Source organism: Halomonas sp. BMC6, from assembly GCF_964204995.1.
Lineage (GTDB): Bacteria > Pseudomonadota > Gammaproteobacteria > Pseudomonadales > Halomonadaceae > Vreelandella.
Genome location: NZ_CAXNSH010000001.1, coordinates 448,194 through 468,036, shown reverse-complemented (window position 1 = coordinate 468,036; position 19,843 = coordinate 448,194). Strand labels below are relative to the sequence as shown.

The window sequence follows — 19,843 nt, the reverse complement described above, 5'->3', positions numbered from 1 at the left end:
CAAAGCGCCCGTAGCTCAGTTGGATAGAGTGTCGGCCTCCGAAGCCGAAGGTCGCAGGTTCAATTCCTGCCGGGCGCGCCAGAATTTCTTAAAAAGCCCACGATGTTGATCGTGGGCTTTTTGGTTTTTGAGCGTTCGTCTTAGTAATAGGCATTCAGTAACTTCAATAATGAAATATATTTCATCTTCCCCGATCCCGTAAAAGGCACGACTTCAAGCTAGCTACGTTTCAGCGATAATGTTTAATGGGATCCCTCATGGGAACGCTCAAACTCACGTTCCCAGCGTGCCATGAAAGCACGGCGACGTTGAGGATCGACGAAGGCAAGCACCGAAGCATTAAGCGGTATGGGGTAGAGGCGGTCGCCGACTTGGTCGCGGAGTCGCTGTGCCGTATAGGGGCCTATGATGTCGGAGCGGACGCTGAACAGTGGGGTTTGCGCTGCGAGTACACGTTGACCATCTCGACTGAGCAGAAAGTTCATGAAGGCTTGCGCCGCTCGAGGATGGGGCGCATCACGGTGGATGAAGCCGGTTCGCATCACGACCAGGGCGTAATCCTGGGGAACCTGGACGACCACCTCGGGATGTTCTTGGGCCCACACCATGGCATAGGAGCCCAGCAGGTTATAGCCCAGCCAGTAGCGTTCTTCCGATAACCCCTCAAGCATCTTTCGGGTATTGGGTTCGAGGTTCGTATCGTTCGCGCCTAGTGCGGTGACCAGATCCCAAAATCGGTCGGTATAGCGGGCATCTTGCTGAAAGAGCGTGTAGCCGATCCCGCTTTCTGACGGCGAATAGGTGGTGACCCTGCCTTGCAACGTATCGCTTTGGGTATCCAGTAGACGCTGTAAATCCGCATGGGTTTGTGGCGGCAGCATATGGCGCGCTAAATCGAGCCGGTAGGCCATGACGATCGGCTCGAAGGTAAACCCAAACACCTCATTACGCCATTTCGCCCATTCGGGCCATTCGTTGGCCAGCTCGGAGTCCAATCGTTGGGCGTAGCCTTGATTGATGCGGTTCATCTGCCAAGGCATGGCGGAGCTGATCACCACATCGGGCGGCGGGTCGGCCGCCACGACTAAGCGATCCACTTCCAAAGTGCTCCGGTCACGGTAGCTCAACTCGATGCCCGGGTGGGCCTGCTCGAAAGCGGCCAGCAGCGGTGCGACTATCTGGCGGTCCAAGGCGGCTTCGACCACGAGTGGCGTGGCGGCCTGACTGGGTATGGACGCAAGCGAGCCCCACGCCAGTAGGGCCAGTACCCATACGCGCTGCATTACACTTGCTCCTCTGCCTTTTGAAAGTGCACTTCGATGCGTAGTCCGTGGGGGAGGCGCTCTTTGATCTTGAGCGTGGCCGCGTGACGTTGAACAATGTTATCCACAATGGCAAGGCCCAGCCCTGAGCCGTGAGTATCTTGACGCCCGCCGCGTTCGAAAGGCTGCAGTAATCGGTGCCGCACCTCCTGCGCGACTCCAGGGCCATTATCGTCGATGTACAGCACGAGCCAATCGCCGTTGGCGTAAAGGCCTAGCGTTATTTCGCTACCCGGTGGCGTATAGCGCAGCGCATTATCGATGAGATTACCCAACAGCTCGCGCAGTGCCCAGGCTTGCCCCTGCACGATCATTGGCTCACGGGGCAGCTCGGCGAGCCCCAAATCATGCCGAACGGCCATTTCGCGCTGGGCCCACTCGAGCACACTGTCGCGGAGTAGTGCGCAGAGGTTGATCGGTTGGAACTCGTCTGCCTCTTCCATGTGGCGAAGCCGCGCAAGGCTAAGCAATTGACCGGCTAATCGGCTTGTACGCTTTGCGCCGTCATGCACGTCAGAAAGTGCGCGATACCATACGTCGGGATCACGACTTTGCAACGCCAGTTCGCTGGTACTTTGCAGACCCGCCAGCGGCGTTTTGAGCTGATGACTAGCGTCGGCTGTAAAGCGTAGTAAGTTTTCGCGGCTTTTGCGCTGTCGGCTAAACAGGGTATCCAGTGCTTCGACCATCTCGCGCAACTCTTCTGGCACTTTAATATTGAGGGGGCGCATATCGTCGGCTTGGCGCATCCTCAAGCGATGACGCAACTGCCGCATCGGTTTTAATGCCACCCGCATCGCCAGCAGCATTAAGATAGCGGCCAGCAGTACCATCGCGACGAATCGAAGGATCGCGCGCTCGAAGAGTTCGTGGGTCAAGACGCGTCGCCCTTCAGTCGTATGACCGACCCATATCTGTACCGGGTCTTGAATGTCCCAACCAGCCGAGTCGTACTCACGCCCATGCAGCCGCCACCGCGTGCCAGCCTGCGTCGTATTCCGCCAGATCGGGGCGGTTGCCGCCGCGGCTTGATCGGCCTTGGGAATGACGATGTCGAGGTTATCTGAAATACGTCGACCGTCGTGATCGAGCACGGTGTAAAAGACCCGCTCTTGATGGGAGGTGGCGAGTATCTGCAGCGCGGCGAGGGGAATCCGGACGATAGGAACGCGGCCTTCCCATTGAACCGCGTCGGCTACTGTTAGCGCGGCCGCGGCAAGCTGGCTATCGTAAGCGCGTTCGGCGGCGCGCTGTGAAGAGCGATAAGCTTCCATCAGCAGTAACGTACCCAGCCCGGTCACCATCACCAATAGCCAGACAGCCAAATGTGCCTTTAACGTGCCAGCCACTTGGGTCACGTTAACGTTTCCTCAAGCCGATAACCCAGACCACGAAACGTGCGGATATGTAAACTGCTGCCCTGAAGACGCTTGCGTAACCGGCTAACGTATACCTCAAGTGCATTAGAGCCGACATCACCAAAACTGAATACCCGGCTTTCTAGCATTTCGCGTGGGGCGATACTGCCAGCGTGCAGCAAAAGACCTTCTAGTAAGCGTCGTTCGCGTCGGGGTAATTCAAGCATCACCCCATTGAGCGTCGCCGTTCCCGCCATTGGATCAAGGCACAAAGGGCCTAATATTAGCCGATTATCGCTACGCTGTTGGCTGCGGCGTAGCAATGCGCGTACGCGGGCCTCAAGCTCCGCTACCGAAAACGGCTTGGCAAGATAGTCATCTGCGCCTAAATCCAACCCTTTGACACGATCTTCAATGCTGTCTCGTGCCGTCAGGATCAGGATGGGCGTTCTATCACCCCGTTCACGCAACTCACCCAACAGCTCAAGACCGTTGCCATCAGGCATGCCGAGGTCGAGCAATAGCAAATCGAAATGGTCATTGCGTAGCGCCGTGCGTGCGTCCTTGAGCTTGGAAAAGACGTCGACGCTATTACCCAGCGGCGTTAGCGCATTATCCAGCGAGCGGGCGATCATCGGGTCGTCTTCGACGATGATTAGACGCATATGACTAAAGTCTCAAAAGATGATCAGGTAAATGACAGGTTGATGAAAGGTTGTCTGCCTAACATGGCGAGGGTCGTTCCAGTATGACCGGGTTCAGGCTTTCCTGCTCCCGCATACAATAAAACAACAGGAGTTCGTCATGAAGCTCAACTCAACCTTACGTTACGCCTCTGGCCTCGCTTTGATGAGTAGTGCCTTGTGGGTAGGGCAAGTACAAGCGCAAGCCATTCCTGACTCCACCGAGTGCATCGCACCCGCTAAACCTGGCGGTGGCTACGACTTGACGTGTCGCCTAGCGACTAACGGCCTTCAAGAGACGGCATTAGTCAGTCGGCCCATGATGGTGAGCTACATGCCAGGCGGTATCGGCGCAGTGGCTTATAACCATGTCAACGGCGTGCGTACGGATGACCCCGGCCTTATCGTGGCGGCCAGCACCGGTGCTGCGGTGAACCTTGCGCTGGGCAAGTTTGGCGAGTACGACGCTGATGAGGTTCGCTGGCTAGGGGCTTTGGGGGTGGATTATGGCGCGATTGTCGTCAGTGCCGATGCGCCTTGGCAGAGCCTGGGCGAGCTAATGACGGACCTGAAAGAGAATCCGAACGAAATCGCTTTCGGTGCCGGTGGCACCGTCGGCAGCCAGGACTGGATGAAGGCGGCCCTGATTGCGAAATCGGGTGACATGTCACCCAGAGACCTCCGTTACGTGGCCTTCGAAGGCGGTGGTGAAGCATTGGCGGCCCTGTTAGGCAACCACATACAGGTATTCACCGGCGACCTGTCCGAACTGAGATCACAGCTCGAAGGCGGGACCATCCGCGTTTTGGCAGCGCTTTCCGAAGAGCGCATGGATGGCCCTTACGCAGAAATTCCGACCGCGGCCGAACAGGGCTACGACGTGGAGTGGCCGATCTGGCGGGGATACTACATGGGGCCGGAAGTCAGTGATGAAGCGTACCAGGCGTGGGTCGAACGCATGCAGCAATTGGCGGAGGACCCCGTCTTCGCCGAACTACGTGAAGCGCGAGGCTTGTTCCCCATGGCGCGGTTCGGTGACGACTTCGATCGGTACGTACAAGAGCAAGTTGCCGAGTTTAAAGGTTTAGCCGAAGAGGTAGGTCTGACCCAATGAAAATCGCCGCCGACCGAATGCTGGGTATTGCGCTCATCGGTCTGGCGGCGTTCATCGCCGTCCAGGCCATGCAGCTAAAAACCACCTTTAGCTACGAACCCGTGGGCCCCAAGGCCTTCCCGATAGTACTCGCCATCGTGTTGGCGCTGCTTTCATTGGTCATGGTCTTTAGACCGGGCCCGAATGGTGAATGGCCTCATAAGGCGCTGGCCCTTCGGCTACTACTGGTCCTGGCGTTGCTGTTGGCCTATGCCGTGCTATTCACACAACTGGGATTCATCGTCTCATCGCTACTGACAGTCACCGCGCTGGCAAGGCTATTTGGTGCCTCCTGGGTGAAAGCACTGATGACCGGCGCTCTCATGTCGGTAGTCGGTTATTTTCTGTTTACCACTGCCCTCGGGATCAGCTTGCCCTCTGGCTACTGGTTCGCCTCCTTTCTTTAAAGGGTTGCTACGATGTTCGATTTCCTTATCGACGGGTTTGGTGTTGCGCTAACCCCGCTCAATCTAGGCTTGGCGTTGCTGGGTGCGCTGCTAGGCACGCTGTTTGGCGCGTTGCCAGGCATTGGCCCCATCAACGGCATTGCGATTCTCATGCCGCTTGCCTATACGCTAGGGTTGCCCGCTGAGTCGTCGCTCATTTTGTTGGCCGCGGTCTACACCGGCGCCGAATATGGTGGCCGCATGTCGAGCATTTTGCTCAATGTCCCGGGCGACGCCGGAGCGGTCATGACGACCTTGGATGGCTACCCATTGGCGCAGCGAGGTCTTGCAGGCCCTGCGCTTGGGCTATCAGCCGTGAGCTCCTTCATTGGTGCGACCATTGCGATTCTAGGTTTGACGCTATTTGCGCCGCTGCTTGCCAAGGTGGCAGTGCTGTTCGGCCCGGCAGAGTTTTTTGCCCTCATGGTGTTCGCGTTTTCGTCCATGTCGGTGATGATGGGTAAAGACCCCATCAAAACGGCGATTGGCGCCGTCCTCGGGATTTTGATTGGTACTGTCGGCATTGACTCGGGCAGCGGTGTATTGCGTTACACCTTCGGCATGCCCGAGCTTTACGACGGGATTGATTTCGTCGTAATGATCATCGGTTTATTTGCCATTAGTGAAATTCTGTTGATGCTGGAGCATGCCCAGCGTCAAGATAACGACGGGGAGCTACCGGTTCTCGGGCGTGTCTTCGTGCGCCTCAAGGAGGTGTTGTTCTGTAAGGGGGCCATCATCCGCTCGGGACTGATCGGTTTTATCATCGGAGTGCTGCCGGGGACAGGTGCTTCTGTTGCTGGGGCCGTCTCTTACACGACTGAAAAGCGACTCTCCGATAAGGACAATACCTTTGGCACGGGTGATATGCGCGGGTTAGCTGCGCCGGAGTCGGCCAACAATGCAGCGGCGGTGGGCTCTTTTGTACCCATGCTCACCTTAGGTATTCCAGGCTCGGGTACGACGGCAGTACTGCTGGGTGCCTTAATGCTCTATAACATCACGCCTGGCCCAATGATGTTCACCGAGCGCCCTGAGGTTGCCGGTGGTCTTATCGCTTCCCTGTACATTGGCAATATCGTTTTGTTGATGCTCAACTTGCCGCTGGCTGGTGTCTTTGCTCGCGTCCTGACTATTCCTCGTTGGGTGCTGGTGCCCGCCATTGCGATCCTGGCATTCGTGGGCGTTTATCAACTTCACTCCGATCTGTTTGCTATTTACTTGATGCTGGTCATTGGCGTATTTGGCTATTTATTGCGCAAACTGGGCTTCTCTTTAGCACCCGTCATCCTTGGTTATGTATTGGGTGGCTTGATGGAGCAGAACCTGCGTCGCGCACTCTCCATCAGTGGGGGGGATGTAGGCATCCTCTGGCAGTCGGGAATCTCATTGGGGTTGTGGGTGGCGGCGGTACTGCTTTTGGTACTTCCCTGGTGGATACCCAAGCTGCTGGCAACCCGTCAACCTAGTACCCACTAACGACATTGCTTGTTCGACAATATCACCCTTCTCGCCCTGGGCCGTGTCACGGCGCCAGGGCGCTTGTCGTTGTAAACAAATAAGATGACAAACGATGCAACCACGATACTTGGAACGATGTAGACGTTTTCTACCCACACTAACCCTTGGATTGGCCGGCGGTGGGCTGGCTTATTGGTGTCAATTACCGCTTCCCTGGCTGTTGGGTGCCATGGTCGCTACTACGGTAGCCGCGTTAGCGGGTGTGCCGTTGCAGTCGCCAGGCAAAGGTCGCCAGGGGGTGCTGGTCGTCATAGGGGTCATGCTCGGTTCTGCGTTCACTGCTGACATGACCGGAGAGGTGGCCGCGTGGGGCATCAGTCTGGTGATCATGCTGGCAGCGACGGCCGTCATGATGATCTTCTCAGTATGGTTCTCGCGGAGGATAGCGGGGCACTCCTGGGAAACGGCGCTTTATGCAGGTGTGCCTGGTGGCGTGTCTGCCGTGACCGGGATGGCACTCTCGTCGGGCGCAGATTTGAGAATCATTGGCATAACCCACGCCGTGCGTATTTTGGTCCTGCTAGTGGCTATTCCACCTGTTTTACAGTTTATCGGTCATATCGACATCAGTAACGCCTCGGTTGCCGCTTCGCAGTGGCTTTGGATGCCGGCTTTTTCTGACATCGTGTGGCTGTTGCTGGCGGGCGTCATCGGTGTGTGGTTGGGCAAACGTCTTCATCTACCGAGTCCCCTGCTGTTTGGTCCGGCGCTCGTCTCCGCCGCACTACACTTCTCAGGCATCACGCATGCTGCTGTTCCCCCTTTGGTCATTGCGTTTGCACAGGCTGTCATCGGTATTTCGGTAGGGGTGCGTTTTGCGGGTGCCCCGGTTAGCGAGGTAGGCGTTGCGATGCTTATGGCGTTCATTCAGGCTCTGGTGTTATTGATGCTGGCAATTTTCGCTGCCTGGGCAGGGCATTGGCTGACTGGTTACTCTGCGGCGGCGGCACTGCTCGCTTATATGCCGGGTGGTGCCCCCGAACTCAGCTTGGTTGCATTAACTCTCGGTATCGAGCCTGCCTTTGTAACCACTCACCATCTCCTGCGCATCACGCTGCTGGTACTGTTACTGCCTTTACTGCTGCGCCGTTTGGTGTCTAATGCTTAGTGCTTGGAAGTACTAAGAGCAGACAGTGCCTTCTGTGATGTTATAGGCGTCTATCTCTATCACGCTAAGCGACTTGGTGGGCAGGAACGAGTGCTTAAACCGGCGAGTTTGTTGCTTTCAAAGCAACGGTGGCCAGGCATCGCGTGGGGGCGGTTGACGTGCTGCGTTGAGAAGCGCAGACTGGCTCTCGTTGGTTAGCAAGTTGCACGTTGTCAGCTGTATCGAAGCATTTAGCGTTTGAGCCTGGTGAAAGTTTCTTGTTGTACCCAATGTAACTCGGGTATTTCCCGGCATTTATTTCGCTAAATCGAGGATTTCGATCATGGCAACTGGTACCGTAAAGTGGTTTAACGACGCAAAAGGCTTCGGCTTTATCTCTCCTGAAGCGGGCGGCGACGATCTGTTTGCTCACTTCTCCGAAATTAAGGCTGATGGCTTTAAATCCCTGCAAGATGGTCAAAAGGTGGCTTTTGATGTCACGCAAGGGCAAAAAGGCCTTCAGGCATCGAACATTCAAGTGATGGATTAATCACATAGATTGAATGTTAGCAGCCGGCTTAGCCGGTCAGCTTTAAAAACCCCGCTTATAGCGGGGTTTTTTGCGTTTGCGGTACCGACGATGACCGCCAAGGCTTACCTTCACAGGTAGGGTAGTGGTGGCAGTTTGCTAGGCAGCCTCGGCAGGGTAGGCGGTTCGCAGCGGGCGGCGCAGTAGAAGGCGTCGGGGTGGTCATGGTCATCGGTCTCTCGTATGAGTGTTGCTATGCGTCGCCAGTCAGACATCTGTATCAGTAAAAACCCTGATCGACGTTGGTGGTAGAAGAGGATGAAGGAGGTGCGGCCTAGTCGGTATAAGCTTAGCGCTAAACGAGAACGAGGGTATAAATATTCTAAAATTCCGCTAACGTATTGATTTTCAAGGTAATAGCGATAATATCAAGAGGGTTTTATATTGCTTTTTAATATAAGTATTTTGTTTATTAGATGATTTTTATCGTTTTTCTTGTCGAAGAATATACATAGTAACCACAATTGACCTCTTGGGGTCTAAGTAAAATAATAATACTTATAACGTATAAAAAATAGGACCAAAGTATGCCTTTCGTCCTTCCCCGTGTTCTCAATCAAAAAGAATATTCTCTGAGCGTCCATTGGCGTTAAGCCAATGAGTGCCTCTGCTTAAAAAACATGTCTCTTCAAAGCGCAGGCGCGCTTGTCTATTGCCATAAACCTATGAAAGGGATCAGGGTGATGAGAAACATACGTATCCAGCACAGTTTAACGGCTGCCATGACACTATTGATTATTATGGTAATAGTCATTAGCGCGCTTGCGATTAACGCCTCGCGTAATAGTTTGAGTGACATTAATCAAATGGCTGAATTGAGTGCTGATCAAGTCAATTCGGCCAACCGTATGGAAGTCAACCTCATGGAGATGCGACTACGGCTGTCGCGCTTCGTGGATTACAGCACTGAGGGAAACCCTGAGGCCGCCACGGCGCTCGAACAAACCCGCGAGAGCCTGGAGCGGGCCGAGCAGCGGTTTGACGAGCTGACGGCCTACGAGATTACCGAAGCGCAGCGTCGCTATCCTTACTTCACGGACGTCGTGGAAAGTTTCAATGAACTGGTGACTACCTCGCTTAAAAATGCCGTGGCTGCTGGCAACGTCGCGCAACTGGCAGAAGAAGAGCGTCGCTTGGAAGCAGGCGCGGGTGCCATGACCGAAGCCACCCGTGCGTTTGCCCGTTTTGCAGAGCAGTTAGCCGAAGAGATGCAGAGTGAGGCTTCCACCGCGAGTCAACACATCATCTGGACCGTCGTTGCGGTGTTAGTGCTGTCTCTGCTGCTGTTCGTGGGGCTGCAGGTGGGCTTGCGTCGTTTGATCGTTTCACCGCTACGTCGCGCCGTGACGATCTGTGAGCATATTTCTCAGGGTGACCTGACCAGCACGATTCATGACGAAGGTAATAACGAAGTAGGTCAGCTGTATCGCGCCATGAGTGCCATGCAGACCAAGCTCACCGATATGATGGTGACGCTGACACACACCAGCCAAATGGTGGCGAACAGCGCCCGCGAAATTGCCAGCGGTAGCGAAGATTTGGCTTCGCGTACCGAAGAACAGGCCAGCGCTCTCCAGGAAACCGCTTCCAGCATGGAGCAGATGTCCTCCACCGTTACCCATAACAACCAGACGGCTAGCTCGGCCAGCGAGCTCACCATGACGGCCTCACAGCGGGCAAGCCACGCCCGTGAAGAGGTGCTGCAAACCACGGCCCTCATGAGCGAAATGGAGCAACACTCCAAGCACGTGCAGGACATCATTCAAGTCATCGAAGGCATTGCCTTTCAAACCAATATTCTGGCGCTGAATGCTTCAGTAGAGGCGGCCCGCGCGGGCGAGCATGGCCGTGGGTTCGCGGTCGTGGCAGGCGAGGTGCGCAAGCTGGCCACCAAGACCTCGGAGTCGTCTGGGCAAATTCGCGGCATCATCGATGATATCGCCACGCGTATCAAAGAGGGCGCACAGCAATCTGCGCAGAGCGGCGAGGGAATCGAGAGCACCGTGGCCGCCGTGAAGCAGGTCAATGACCTTATGAAAGAGATCGCGCTGGCGGTGAATGAACAAGAAAGCGGCATTAATCAGGTCAGTACCGCCATTACCCAGATGGACTCTGCCACCCAGCAGAACGTATCGCTGGTGGAAGAGACCAGCACATCGGCGGCATCGTTACAGGAGGAAGCCGATCGGCTAGCGGCGTTGATCGCCACCTTCAAGCTCAGCACGACCGCGACTCAGCCGCGCCAGCAAGCGATGGCTCCTGCGGTTGCGTCAACGTCTGCACCGTCATCGGTACCCGCTGCTCGCCGGGCTGCGGCCACGGATGATTGGGAAACGTTCTAACACCCCAGACGCCGACATGACCTCTACGACGGCATGGCCGTCGTAGAGGCGTGGCGTATGGCTCGCCGTTCATTGCTGTCTGTTGTGAATGCCTTTTGTGATTTAGCGCCGTGGATACGTTTGTGAAAATACCGTTCTTGGCCAGTACCAAGGAAAAATCTCTCACCTTTCGCACGCAGGCGGTGTCGTTGTACGCGAAGGCGCGCTATCACTCGCTGTTTACCTATCACCCAGATGGGATTTGCGAGCTGGACCGTGATGGCCGCATCGTACACAGCAATTTGGCGGCATCCCGCATCACCGGGAAAGCGGCGGACGAGTTGGCGGGGATGGCGTATCGTCGGCTGCTGCATCCAGAGTCCTTCGCGGTCGCGCAAGCGGCCTTTGAAGCCACGCTAAACGGCGAGCATCAGTATTACCAAGCGCTTTGCGTGGGTTGCCAAGAACCCGTGCAGCTCGACATTAGCCACGTGCCCATCATCGCGGACGACCAGTTGATAGGGGTGTACGCGATCTTTCGCGACATTACCCAGCGCAAAAAAGATGAGAGCGAGCTGCGCCTGCTCAAGCGTGGGATTGAGGCAAGCCCTAACGGGGTGGTGATGGCCGATGCGACGCAGCCGCACTTGCCACTGGTGTACGTAAATAGCGCGTTTACCGAGATTACCGACTATACCGCTGACGAGGCGCTGGGGCGCAATTGCCGGTTTTTACAAGGCGAGGATACCAATAGAGAGGCCATCGAGACGATGCGGCGTGGCATCGCGCAGCATCAGGACGTTCAGGTGCTGCTACGTAACTACCGCCGGGATGGCAGCCTGTTTTGGAACCAGCTATCGGTCAGCCCGGTGTTCGACGAGCACGGCCTGTGCACACACTTCATCGGTATCCAGCAAGACATTACCCAGCAGCGCGATCAAGAAGCGCGGCTGGCCTATCAAGCCTCCCACGACCCGTTGACCGGGCTGCCGAACCTTGGGGCGCTACAGGCACGCTTGGAGAACGGTTTTCAGCAGTGCCTCCAGCAGGCGCAGTCGATGGCGGTCCTGCATCTCGACCTCGACGATTTCAAACCGGTGAACGATGCCTTAGGGCACGGGATGGGAGATCTGCTGCTGAAAACGGTCGCGCAGCGCTTGCTGGATACCGTGCCAGCCGGAGCCCACGTGGCCCGCTTGTCCAGCGATGAGTTCGTCGTGCTAGTGGCTCCTTTCCAAAACGAGCACGACGTCATTGCGCTCGCGGGGCGGCTATTGACGGTCATTGCGCAGCCTTTCACGCTCTATCAGCACTGCTTGCACATCAGCGCCAGTATCGGCATTGCGTCGAACAAAGGTAGCGTGACGAAACCCCACGACCTGTTGCACCACGCCAGCCTTGCCATGGAAGACGCCAAACGTCAGGGGCGCAATACCTGGCAGTGGTACTGCGGTGACTCCATCGACAATATCGCCGAGCACGTCACCATTCGCCGTGAGCTACAGGAGGCGATACAACAGCAGCAGTTCGAAGCGCACTACCAGCCCATCGTCGATGCGAACAGCGGCTGTGTGCGCAGCGTAGAGACGTTGATTCGCTGGCACCATCCCACCAAGGGGCTAGTCTCGCCTGCGCTGTTCATGCCCATCGCCGAGCAAACCGGGCAGATCATCGCCATCGGCCGTTGGGTGTTGGAGCGTGCCTGCCACGATATTGCACAGCTGAATGCCACGCGAGAAACGCCGCTGGCCGTGGCGGTGAATATCTCCCCCATGCAGTTTCGCCGCAGCGGCTTTATGGACGAGATCAAAGCCGCCCTGGCTAACAGCGGTCTGCCGCCCGCCTTGCTGGAGCTGGAAGTGACCGAGGGGACGCTGATGTCGAATACCGAACAGGCGGTGGCGCTGTTGAACGATGTCCGCGACTTGGGCATCAGCGTGGCGTTGGATGACTTTGGAACGGGCTTCTCCAGTTTGAGCTACCTGCGTGATTTGCCGATCAGCAAAGTCAAGCTCGACCGGCTGTTCGTCAGTGGAATTGCCCAAAATGCTAAGAATGCCGCGATCGTTCAGGGGGTGGTCACTATGGCGCATCACCTGGAGCTGGCCGTGGTCGCCGAAGGCATCGAAACCAAAGAGGAGCAGCGCGACCTTCAGCAGCGCCAGTGCAACTTGCTGCAAGGGTACTACTTCTCCAAGCCGGTGCCGTTTGATGTATTGACCCAGCTACCGCCGGTGCTCAACCCGCCCTCACAACCCTAACGATTGCGCCAGTGCGCTGCTAAATGATATCGGCAGTGCGATATGACCTCCTAATAACAGTAATGAGAGCCCGCGTTTGCGACAGGCTCCAAGACAGGAAATACGCCAGTGTCACTGCGCCGCTTAACTACTCGCTTGCTGTTGGCCGTGAGCGTTCCGCTTATTCTAGTAACGGCCATGCTGTTGCCCGTGCTCCATGTGCACATGGAGACACGTGTCGAGAGCCTTCATACCGAGGCGCGAGCCGTGTTGAAGGCAGGCCAGGAAGCGTTGACGCGCGACATCAATGAAAGTCTGAACTCCGTGCTGGCCATTGCGGAAATGCCCGCGCTGCGGCACTACCTTGCCACACACAATGCGCCGCCACTGCTCGAACCGGGCTATCCGCCAGGCGATCTGACCCAGCTCTCCCGTTTTCTGGATACCATCATCAGCCACCACCCGCGCTATACCAAACTGGTGCTGATCGACAATCAGGGCCATGAGGTGTTGCGCGCGCCACAGAGCGTGGCGCCCGGTGCCCATGTCAGCGGCCGCCGTCACCAGGAGATGGATTACTTTCAAGAAGCCAGCCAACTGCTGCCTAGAGATCTGTATCTCACCCCTCTCGGGCGAGACCTTCACTACGAACTGCTCGATGGCGAGATCATCCCCGTCGTGAACGTCTCGACCCCGGTGTTTGACGCGGCTGGGCGCCGTCAAGGAGTGGTGCTGCTCAGTCTCAACTGGCGGTATCTCACCAGCGGCCTGCAGCAGGCGATGCGGTTGGGGCACGAAGGTCATAGTCTTCTGGTGAATGCCCAGGGACAGTGGCTATTAAACAAAGCAGCGCTGCCCCAGGGGACGGCGCACTTTGGCGAGACGCTGGCGACATTGGCGCCCGACTACTGGCAGGCGATGGCACAACGCAGCGAAGGGTTCGTCAATGCGGATCGACAACTGCTCTATTTTCAGACAGAAGATATTCGCACCCAGCGCTATCGTAGCTTGGCAGGCAATATCTATAGCGAGCATGCGTACTACCCCTGGAAACTGGGGGTGCTGCTGCCCACCCCCTCTTGGACGTCGCTGATCGACGAAGAGACGACCGTGCTGTGGTTCTTACTGTTGATCTACGCGGTGGCGGTGGCGTTTGGCATGCTGTGGGCCATCAGCAGCCAGCGGCAGCGAACGCTGCGCCGGGCGGCTCAGCGGCACGCCATTGAAGTGAGCGATTTGTACGAAAACGCCCCCTGCGGCTACCACTCGTTGGATGATGCTGGGCGCGTGGTCAAGATGAATCGCACCGAGCTGGCCTGGCTAGGTTACTCGGCCGATGAGGTTCTACAGCGCATGGCGTATCGTGAGCTCATCACACCCGAGACACGACCGGCATTCGATAAAGCGTTTCAAGACGTGCTGGAGCATCAGTCCGGTAGTGCAGAGTGCAGCCTGCTGACCCGCAGCGGTGAACAGCGCCATGTGATGATTCAAGCCTCTGCCTATCGTCGTGGTGGGCGGTTCGTGCACTCCCGGGCGACCGTGTTCGATCTGACCGAGCGTAAAAAGCTGGAAGAGAAGCTGCGCGAACAGGCCATGACCGACCCGCTCACCGGGGTGTTCAACCGTCGCTATCTTCAGGCCCAGGCAGCCATTGAGATCGCCCGTTCGCGTCGCCAGGACTATGCCATTGCGCTAGTGACGATTGATCTCGACCATTTCAAGCACATCAACGATGAGTATGGGCACGATGCCGGTGACGACGTACTGCAGGCGTTTACCCGCATCGTTTCCCGGTTACTGCGTCAAGAGGATCTGCTGTGCCGCGTGGGGGGCGAGGAGTTTGCCATCTTGCTGCCCACGACGCCGCTCTCTCAGGCCGTACAGGTGGCGGAACGTATTCGGCACACCGTGCAAATCACGCCCTTCTCCGTGCATGAAGGAGCGCTCGAGCGAACGCTATGGCTCACCGCCTCGCTAGGAGTAACGTCGGTATCGGTCGAGGAAACCTCGCTCAAAACCGCGCTAAAGCGTGCCGATGTGGGGCTTTACCGAGCCAAAGAGTCGGGGCGCAATCGGGTCGAGGTCAACGATGACTGAGCGCGAGCGTTGAAAGTAGGCTGGTGTGCGAATAGTTCCCTGATGAAATAAAGCCTACACCGTCTTATGTTCCACTAAACTGCTCTTAACTTAAGTCTAAATCTCGGCGTGTCTTCGCTCATGCTTTAAACTCTAAGCGTATTTAAGGGCTGATCAGTCAGCCGTGTTTTTAACGTCGACTCAGGGTTTTTATGTAGAGAATGACCTGATCCAATGTCGATAACGGTTAACCCAGCCAACTTACGCTCATGAACAATAAAAGCGGGCCAAGATATTCACTTTAGCAAGTACAGGGAGCGTTCTAACCGGCAGGGCGCGCCGCAAGATAGTCAGGTTTTGGGAGAAGTGCGCAATGAGTTCGCACAGCAGTGCTGGGGCAACGATTAGGGGCGTCGTCGTCAATGAAAGCGGCTTTATACGAGAAGGGCTGTGCCGTGTCCTCGAGCGTTTCCCACAGGTCGATGTCGTGGCCAGCGTGCCCTGCCCGCATCTGTTGGATGCCATTACGGCGGCATTACCGGTCGATGTGGCCCTGATCGATGCCCAGTTTCCCAGTCAAACCAGCGTCGAGGTCATCAAGCGGCTGCGTAACGTTGGTTTGGATACGCGGGTGGTGATCATTTCCGTCAACCCAAGCGTTGACGAGGTCAAGCGCGTCTTTCAGTCAGGGGCTCACGGTTTTTTGCTGCGGGAGGCGGGCGTTGACGAGCTGGAAGTCGCCCTTCACGCTGCGGCTAAGGAGGAGATGTTTTTGTATCCTACCATTTTGAAGCGGCTGTTTGGTCGCCCAGATGTCGGCACGCTGTCGCATAGAACCAGCGATCGGCAAACGCTCCACAAACCCTTGATGCGCTCCACGACATGCTTGAAAAAGCGCTGCGCCTGGGCATCCTGGAATCGGAACGATAATCAGGGTTTTTGCTTATACTGCTTTGCAGGTCAGTGAGTTAACGTGCGGGTCAAATAAGCTTAGTGAGTTGCTTGTGGCGGGTTTTCCTTACGTTTGTGTGACGAGGTGTGCCGACGTTCGACCGGTACCAAGATAACAATGGACCCGTGCTTGCGAGGGGGGTTCCACAGCAGGTTTTTACCTTGTCAAGGTTTTGGCATATTCCATGAAACGTTCAGATAATACGACTCGGATATTACTGGCCGATGAGCATCGGCTTGTGCGTTCCGCGATCAGTTCCTTGATTGAAACCTTCGACAAGATGACCGTGGTGGCAGAGGTCGGGTCTGAGCAACAATTGATAAGCGAAGTCGCCAACCAAGACATGGACGTGGCGCTCATCGACGCAGCCGTTGTGTCCTTGAAAGGGGTTGAACTGCTGGCACAGCTCACATCGCTGTGTCCCACGCTGCGCATCGTTATTCTCTCCAGCTACTCCAGCGATAGCTACATACACCGTCTTTTCGAAGCGGGCATATGCGGCCTCCTGCATAAGAACGCCGACGTGGCGGCGTTAGAGGCCGCCATTCAAAAGGCTGCCCGGGGCGAGCAGTTCATGCTGACGGCCATGGAGCCTGAGCATTTCGTTAGTGTGGCGTCATGGCTGGGCGTGAAGGCGCCCCATGACAACCCGCTCACCGCGCGCCAGTGTGAGGTGCTGCAGCTGGTGGCCCAAGGGTTTCGCAGCAAAGCGATTGCCGACCAGCTCAATGTCAGCATTAAAACCATCGAAGCACATCGCGCCGACATCATGCGTCGCCTGGGCGTCCGTCACATGGCGGGCCTGGTGCACGAAGCCATTCGTTTGGGATTACTGGCGTCTCCTCACGATACCGGTGAGTCCGTCTAGGCGCGGGCAGTCACGTTTTCATGTAGGCCCTGCAGAAACGCCTGATGCCTGCTATGGTCAACGGCTGTTTCCTGCTGCCGAGTCCTCCCCATGAGTCACTCTTCTCGTCCGCGTGTTCTTCTTCGGCTGCTGCATTTTCTTCGCCCCTATCGCCTGCGCGTAGCGCTGGCGGGGGGCGCGCTATTGGTCGCGTCTGGCAGCGTGCTGTTGCTGGGCCATGGCCTGAGACGCGTCATCGATCAAGGCTTTCTCGCGGCCGATGCCCATGCGCTTGCCACGACGTTGGGGGTCCTGCTTGGCATCGTGGCGCTATTGGCGGCCGCCTCGGCGCTGCGTTACTACCAAGTCACTTGGATTGGGGAGCGATTAGCGGCGGATCTACGCCAGCGGGTGTTCGAGCATCTGCTCTCATTGGAGCCCAGCTTTTTCGAAAGCGCGAGCGACGGACGCGCCGCCGGAGAGATCGCCTCGCGCCTGACGGCGGATACCAGTGTGCTGCAGAGCCTGTTTGGTTCGTCGATCTCCTTGGCGTTGCGCAATGGCGTCATGCTGGTTGGTGCCGTGGTGCTCATGTTGCTGACCCAGCCCTGGCTCTCTGCGCTGGTGCTGGTGGGCATTCCCGCGACGCTGCTGCCCATCGTGTGGTATGGGCGGCGGGTGCGACGGCTCTCGCGCACCAGCCAGAACCACGTGGCGGAAGTAGGCCGCTACGCCGAAGAGGCGCTCAGCGGCTTGCCGACCGTGCAAGCGTTCACTCAGGAAGCCGGTGAGCGCCACCGCTACGGCCAGCGGGTCGAACAGGCGTTTGGCAGCGCCGTGGCGCGTACCCGCCAGCGGGCATGGCTGACCGGTGTGGCCATGCTGGTGGTATTCAGTGCCGTGGGGGTGATGCTGTGGCAGGGTGGTCTTGCGGTGCTGGAAGGCAGTATGAGCCCCGGTGAACTCTCCGCGTTCATCTTCTACGCCGTGCTAGCCGCTGGCGCGGTTGCGACGCTGGCCGAAGTGGCGGGCGATGTGCAGCGCGCCGCTGGCGCTGCCGAGCGTCTGCTTGAGCTGCTCGAGACGCCACCTACCATTCAGTCACCGGCGCAGCCGGTCACGCTGGCTCAGCCACTTCGAGGAGCGCTGACGCTTGCGCAGGTGCGCTTCACGTATCCTGGACGCTCTACGCCCGCGCTGGACGCGATCGATCTTCATATTCGACCTGGTGAGCGGGTCGCGGTGGTGGGCCCCTCCGGTGCGGGTAAAAGCACGTTGCTGGCACTGCTACTGCGCTTTTACGATCCTGATCAGGGGCACGTCATGCTGGATGGCGTGGATATTCGCACCTTGGCGCTGTCCGAGCTACGCGGTGCGCTGGGCTTGGTCGCTCAGTCGCCGGTACTGTTCAGTGGCACCGTGGCGGAGAACCTGCGCTACGGCTGCCCAGAAGCCACTGAAGCGCAGCTTCGCCTGGCCGCCCAAGACGCCAACGCGCTCGCGTTCATTGAGGCGCTGCCGCAAGGGTTCGATACGCCGCTGGGGCCGGGCGGGGTGCAGCTCTCGGGCGGTCAGCGTCAGCGGTTGGCCATTGCCCGTGCGCTGCTGAAAAACCCAGCGGTGCTGCTGTTGGATGAAGCCACCAGCGCGCTGGATGCAGAGAGCGAGCGATTGGTGCAGCGCGCGTTAGACCGGCTGATGCAGGGGCGAACCAGCATCGTGATTGCGCACCGTTTGGCAACGGTGGTGCATGCAGACCGTTTACTGGTCGTTCAAGAGGGGCGGCTGGTGGCGTCCGGCACGCACGCCTCGCTCATGGAGCGCAGTGATCTCTATCGTCACCTCGCAGCGCTGCAGTTCGGACAACACACATGAGCGACACGCGACTGGCCATCATGACAGGCCAGCGGCCACGCACGGTACCTGATAGGGCAGTTGGATAGGGTAAGGAGAGGCGAGAAAATGCCATCAAGATATCGTCAACGAGGTGTTTGGCTGGGGCTGTGCTTAGGCCTACTGGGGTTGCTCGTCATTGGTAGTATGTGGACAAGCGGCGCGGCGGCGCTGCCGCATGTGCTGGCAGCGCTGACCGTTTTGATTCCGCTCACCCTGTTTGGCGTCGTGCTGAAAAGTCCTTGGCCGGCCGTCGGGGCACTGGCGCTGCTACTGGTCATTGACCTGACCCTACGCTGAGCGCTTCCGCAAGGTGAGCGGCGAAACGCCTACGCCTTTTTGGAGGCCGCGAGGGTGTAAAGGAACTCCAATCCCAGCGTGGCTGCCGCCAGCGAAGTAATATCGCCGTGGTCGTAGGCCGGGTTCACTTCTACTAGGTCCATACCCACCAGTTCCATCCCCACCATGCCGCGCATCACTTTCAGCATCAGGTCGGTGGACATGCCGCCGCATACCGGCGTGCCGGTGCCCGGTGCGAAGGCGGGGTCCAGGCCATCAATATCCAGCGTGACATACGCGGGGTGGTGACCCACTCGCGCACGAATCCGCTCCAGCACCGCCGCCGGGCCGTGGTCGTTCACCCAATCGGCATCCAGTACTTCGTAGGGATGGTTGCTCCGGTCATAGCTGGTGCGAATACCGATTTGCAGCGAATGCTCCGGCACGACCAAGCCTTCCTGTAAGGCATGGTGGAAAATGGTGCCGTGGTCAAAGCGCGTGCCTTGCTCATAGGTATCGGTATGGGCATCGAAATGAATCAGTGCCAACGGGCCGTGCTCACGGGCGTGAGCGCGTAGCAGCGGTAGGCTGATGTAGTGGTCACCGCCCAGCGTCAGCATCTTCTTACCCGCTTTCAGCCAGCGCATGGCGTGGGTTTCCAGGTTATCCACCAGGCTTTCAGGCTCGCCATAGGCGTAATCCAGGTTGCCGGCATCACACACCCGTAGGCGATCTTCCAGAGCAAAATCCCACGGCCAGCGCTTGCCTTCCCAAATCAGGTTGGCGGTGCTTTGGCGAATCGCGTTCGGCCCCATCCGCGTGCCAGAACGGCCAGAGCACGCCAAGTCGAACGGCACGCCGCTGACCACGACGTCGGCATCGGTGGCGTTGGGGTCGGTGGCTTTGGGCACGCCCATAAACGTGGAGATAACGTCACCAAACAGGCTGGGCATGATCTGTGATGGGGTCACCTAGCGTGTGCTCCTATGGTTGACCGGCAAACGGGCGTTGAGTGGAAAGCGAGCGGATGGCTCGACGCAGCGCGACGATAAGGAATTTTTCGCGATGAATGA

General features: G+C 57.6%; 16 protein-coding genes and 1 tRNA gene. 13 read left to right on the top strand and 4 right to left on the bottom strand.

Translation table 11 applies throughout. The features are described from left to right. Positions 1-4 precede the first annotated feature (4 nt). Positions 5-81, top strand: a tRNA-Arg gene (locus tag AB6K10_RS02125). A gap of 161 nt (positions 82-242) precedes the next feature. On the opposite strand, the gene AB6K10_RS02120 is transcribed toward AB6K10_RS02125, so the two are convergent. Genes AB6K10_RS02120 through AB6K10_RS02110 form a run of 3 tightly spaced genes read right to left on the bottom strand, consistent with a single transcriptional unit; the run spans position 243 to position 3,345 of the window. After that, positions 243-1,283 (bottom strand): ABC transporter substrate-binding protein, encoded by a 1,041-nt coding sequence (locus AB6K10_RS02120; protein ID WP_339117895.1) that lies wholly within the window; start codon positions 1,281-1,283, stop codon positions 243-245. Next, positions 1,283-2,680: a sensor histidine kinase N-terminal domain-containing protein gene (locus tag AB6K10_RS02115; RefSeq protein ID WP_339117894.1), complete on the bottom strand. Its 1,398-nt coding sequence runs from the start codon at positions 2,678-2,680 to the stop codon at positions 1,283-1,285. Before AB6K10_RS02115 ends, AB6K10_RS02120 begins: the two co-directional genes overlap by 1 nt. Continuing rightward, entirely contained in the window at positions 2,677-3,345 is a 669-nt protein-coding gene (locus AB6K10_RS02110) for a response regulator (protein WP_159343406.1), read from the bottom strand. Before AB6K10_RS02110 ends, AB6K10_RS02115 begins: the two co-directional genes overlap by 4 nt. A gap of 139 nt (positions 3,346-3,484) precedes the next feature. On the opposite strand from AB6K10_RS02110, the gene AB6K10_RS02105 reads away from it, so the two are divergent. The 12 genes from AB6K10_RS02105 (at position 3,485) to AB6K10_RS02050 (ending at position 18,791) form a co-directional block, all read left to right on the top strand. Further along, positions 3,485-4,477: a tripartite tricarboxylate transporter substrate-binding protein gene (locus AB6K10_RS02105; protein WP_339117893.1), complete on the top strand. Its 993-nt coding sequence runs from the start codon at positions 3,485-3,487 to the stop codon at positions 4,475-4,477. Further along, positions 4,474-4,923 (top strand): tripartite tricarboxylate transporter TctB family protein, encoded by a 450-nt coding sequence (locus AB6K10_RS02100; RefSeq protein WP_159343404.1) that lies wholly within the window; start codon positions 4,474-4,476, stop codon positions 4,921-4,923. Before AB6K10_RS02105 ends, AB6K10_RS02100 begins: the two co-directional genes overlap by 4 nt. 12 nt (positions 4,924-4,935) lie before the next feature. Then, positions 4,936-6,441, top strand: coding sequence for a tripartite tricarboxylate transporter permease (locus AB6K10_RS02095; RefSeq protein WP_305948036.1), 1,506 nt, complete (start codon positions 4,936-4,938; stop codon positions 6,439-6,441). A 94-nt stretch (positions 6,442-6,535) separates the two neighbouring features. After that, positions 6,536-7,591: an AbrB family transcriptional regulator gene (locus AB6K10_RS02090; RefSeq protein WP_339117892.1), complete on the top strand. Its 1,056-nt coding sequence runs from the start codon at positions 6,536-6,538 to the stop codon at positions 7,589-7,591. Positions 7,592-7,913: 322 nt separating this feature from the next. Continuing rightward, positions 7,914-8,120 carry a cold-shock protein gene (locus AB6K10_RS02085; protein WP_159343401.1) on the top strand — a complete coding sequence of 69 codons (207 nt, stop codon included), beginning with the start codon at positions 7,914-7,916 and terminating at the stop codon, positions 8,118-8,120. A gap of 659 nt (positions 8,121-8,779) precedes the next feature. Then, positions 8,780-10,501 carry a methyl-accepting chemotaxis protein gene (locus AB6K10_RS02080; protein WP_339117891.1) on the top strand — a complete coding sequence of 574 codons (1,722 nt, stop codon included), beginning with the start codon at positions 8,780-8,782 and terminating at the stop codon, positions 10,499-10,501. 122 nt (positions 10,502-10,623) lie between these two features. Beyond that, on the top strand, positions 10,624-12,741 hold the full coding sequence (locus AB6K10_RS02075) for an EAL domain-containing protein (RefSeq protein ID WP_339117890.1): 2,118 nt from the start codon (positions 10,624-10,626) through the stop codon (positions 12,739-12,741). Between the two features lie 108 nt (positions 12,742-12,849). Beyond that, a complete protein-coding gene (locus tag AB6K10_RS02070) occupies positions 12,850-14,820 on the top strand; it encodes a diguanylate cyclase (RefSeq protein ID WP_305948032.1) in 1,971 nt (656 codons plus the stop codon). Positions 14,821-15,172: 352 nt separating this feature from the next. After that, the gene (locus tag AB6K10_RS02065; protein WP_305948031.1) at positions 15,173-15,766 is read left to right on the top strand and encodes a response regulator transcription factor; all 594 of its coding nucleotides are present in this window, start codon (positions 15,173-15,175) and stop codon (positions 15,764-15,766) included. A gap of 169 nt (positions 15,767-15,935) precedes the next feature. Continuing rightward, on the top strand, positions 15,936-16,619 hold the full coding sequence (locus AB6K10_RS02060) for a response regulator transcription factor (RefSeq protein WP_305948030.1): 684 nt from the start codon (positions 15,936-15,938) through the stop codon (positions 16,617-16,619). A gap of 90 nt (positions 16,620-16,709) precedes the next feature. Continuing rightward, positions 16,710-18,473, top strand: a complete 1,764-nt coding sequence (locus AB6K10_RS02055) for an ABC transporter transmembrane domain-containing protein (protein WP_339117889.1) — start codon at positions 16,710-16,712, stop codon at positions 18,471-18,473. A gap of 87 nt (positions 18,474-18,560) precedes the next feature. Further along, positions 18,561-18,791, top strand: a complete 231-nt coding sequence (locus AB6K10_RS02050) for a hypothetical protein (RefSeq protein WP_159343394.1) — start codon at positions 18,561-18,563, stop codon at positions 18,789-18,791. 29 nt (positions 18,792-18,820) lie between these two features. On the opposite strand, the gene speB is transcribed toward AB6K10_RS02050, so the two are convergent. Further along, complete coding sequence (speB, locus tag AB6K10_RS02045) at positions 18,821-19,723, bottom strand: agmatinase (RefSeq protein ID WP_159343847.1); 903 nt, start codon at positions 19,721-19,723, stop codon at positions 18,821-18,823. Between the last annotated feature and the right edge of the window lie 120 nt (positions 19,724-19,843).

What these genes read in the sequence shown, in the direction of transcription:
- AB6K10_RS02060 (WP_305948030.1), top strand. Translation starts at nt 15,936, where the DNA reads ATGAAACGTTCAGATAATACGACTCGGATATTACTGGCCGATGAGCAT.
- AB6K10_RS02090 (WP_339117892.1), top strand. Translation starts at nt 6,536, where the DNA reads ATGCAACCACGATACTTGGAACGATGTAGACGTTTTCTACCCACACTA.
- AB6K10_RS02080 (WP_339117891.1), top strand. Translation starts at nt 8,780, where the DNA reads ATGTCTCTTCAAAGCGCAGGCGCGCTTGTCTATTGCCATAAACCTATG.
- AB6K10_RS02105 (WP_339117893.1), top strand. Translation starts at nt 3,485, where the DNA reads ATGAAGCTCAACTCAACCTTACGTTACGCCTCTGGCCTCGCTTTGATG.
- AB6K10_RS02110 (WP_159343406.1), bottom strand. Translation starts at nt 3,345, where the DNA reads ATGCGTCTAATCATCGTCGAAGACGACCCGATGATCGCCCGCTCGCTG.
- speB (WP_159343847.1), bottom strand. Translation starts at nt 19,723, where the DNA reads ATGCCCAGCCTGTTTGGTGACGTTATCTCCACGTTTATGGGCGTGCCC.
- AB6K10_RS02055 (WP_339117889.1), top strand. Translation starts at nt 16,710, where the DNA reads ATGAGTCACTCTTCTCGTCCGCGTGTTCTTCTTCGGCTGCTGCATTTT.
- AB6K10_RS02100 (WP_159343404.1), top strand. Translation starts at nt 4,474, where the DNA reads ATGAAAATCGCCGCCGACCGAATGCTGGGTATTGCGCTCATCGGTCTG.
- AB6K10_RS02050 (WP_159343394.1), top strand. Translation starts at nt 18,561, where the DNA reads ATGCCATCAAGATATCGTCAACGAGGTGTTTGGCTGGGGCTGTGCTTA.
- AB6K10_RS02120 (WP_339117895.1), bottom strand. Translation starts at nt 1,283, where the DNA reads ATGCAGCGCGTATGGGTACTGGCCCTACTGGCGTGGGGCTCGCTTGCG.
- AB6K10_RS02085 (WP_159343401.1), top strand. Translation starts at nt 7,914, where the DNA reads ATGGCAACTGGTACCGTAAAGTGGTTTAACGACGCAAAAGGCTTCGGC.
- AB6K10_RS02095 (WP_305948036.1), top strand. Translation starts at nt 4,936, where the DNA reads ATGTTCGATTTCCTTATCGACGGGTTTGGTGTTGCGCTAACCCCGCTC.
- AB6K10_RS02065 (WP_305948031.1), top strand. Translation starts at nt 15,173, where the DNA reads ATGAGTTCGCACAGCAGTGCTGGGGCAACGATTAGGGGCGTCGTCGTC.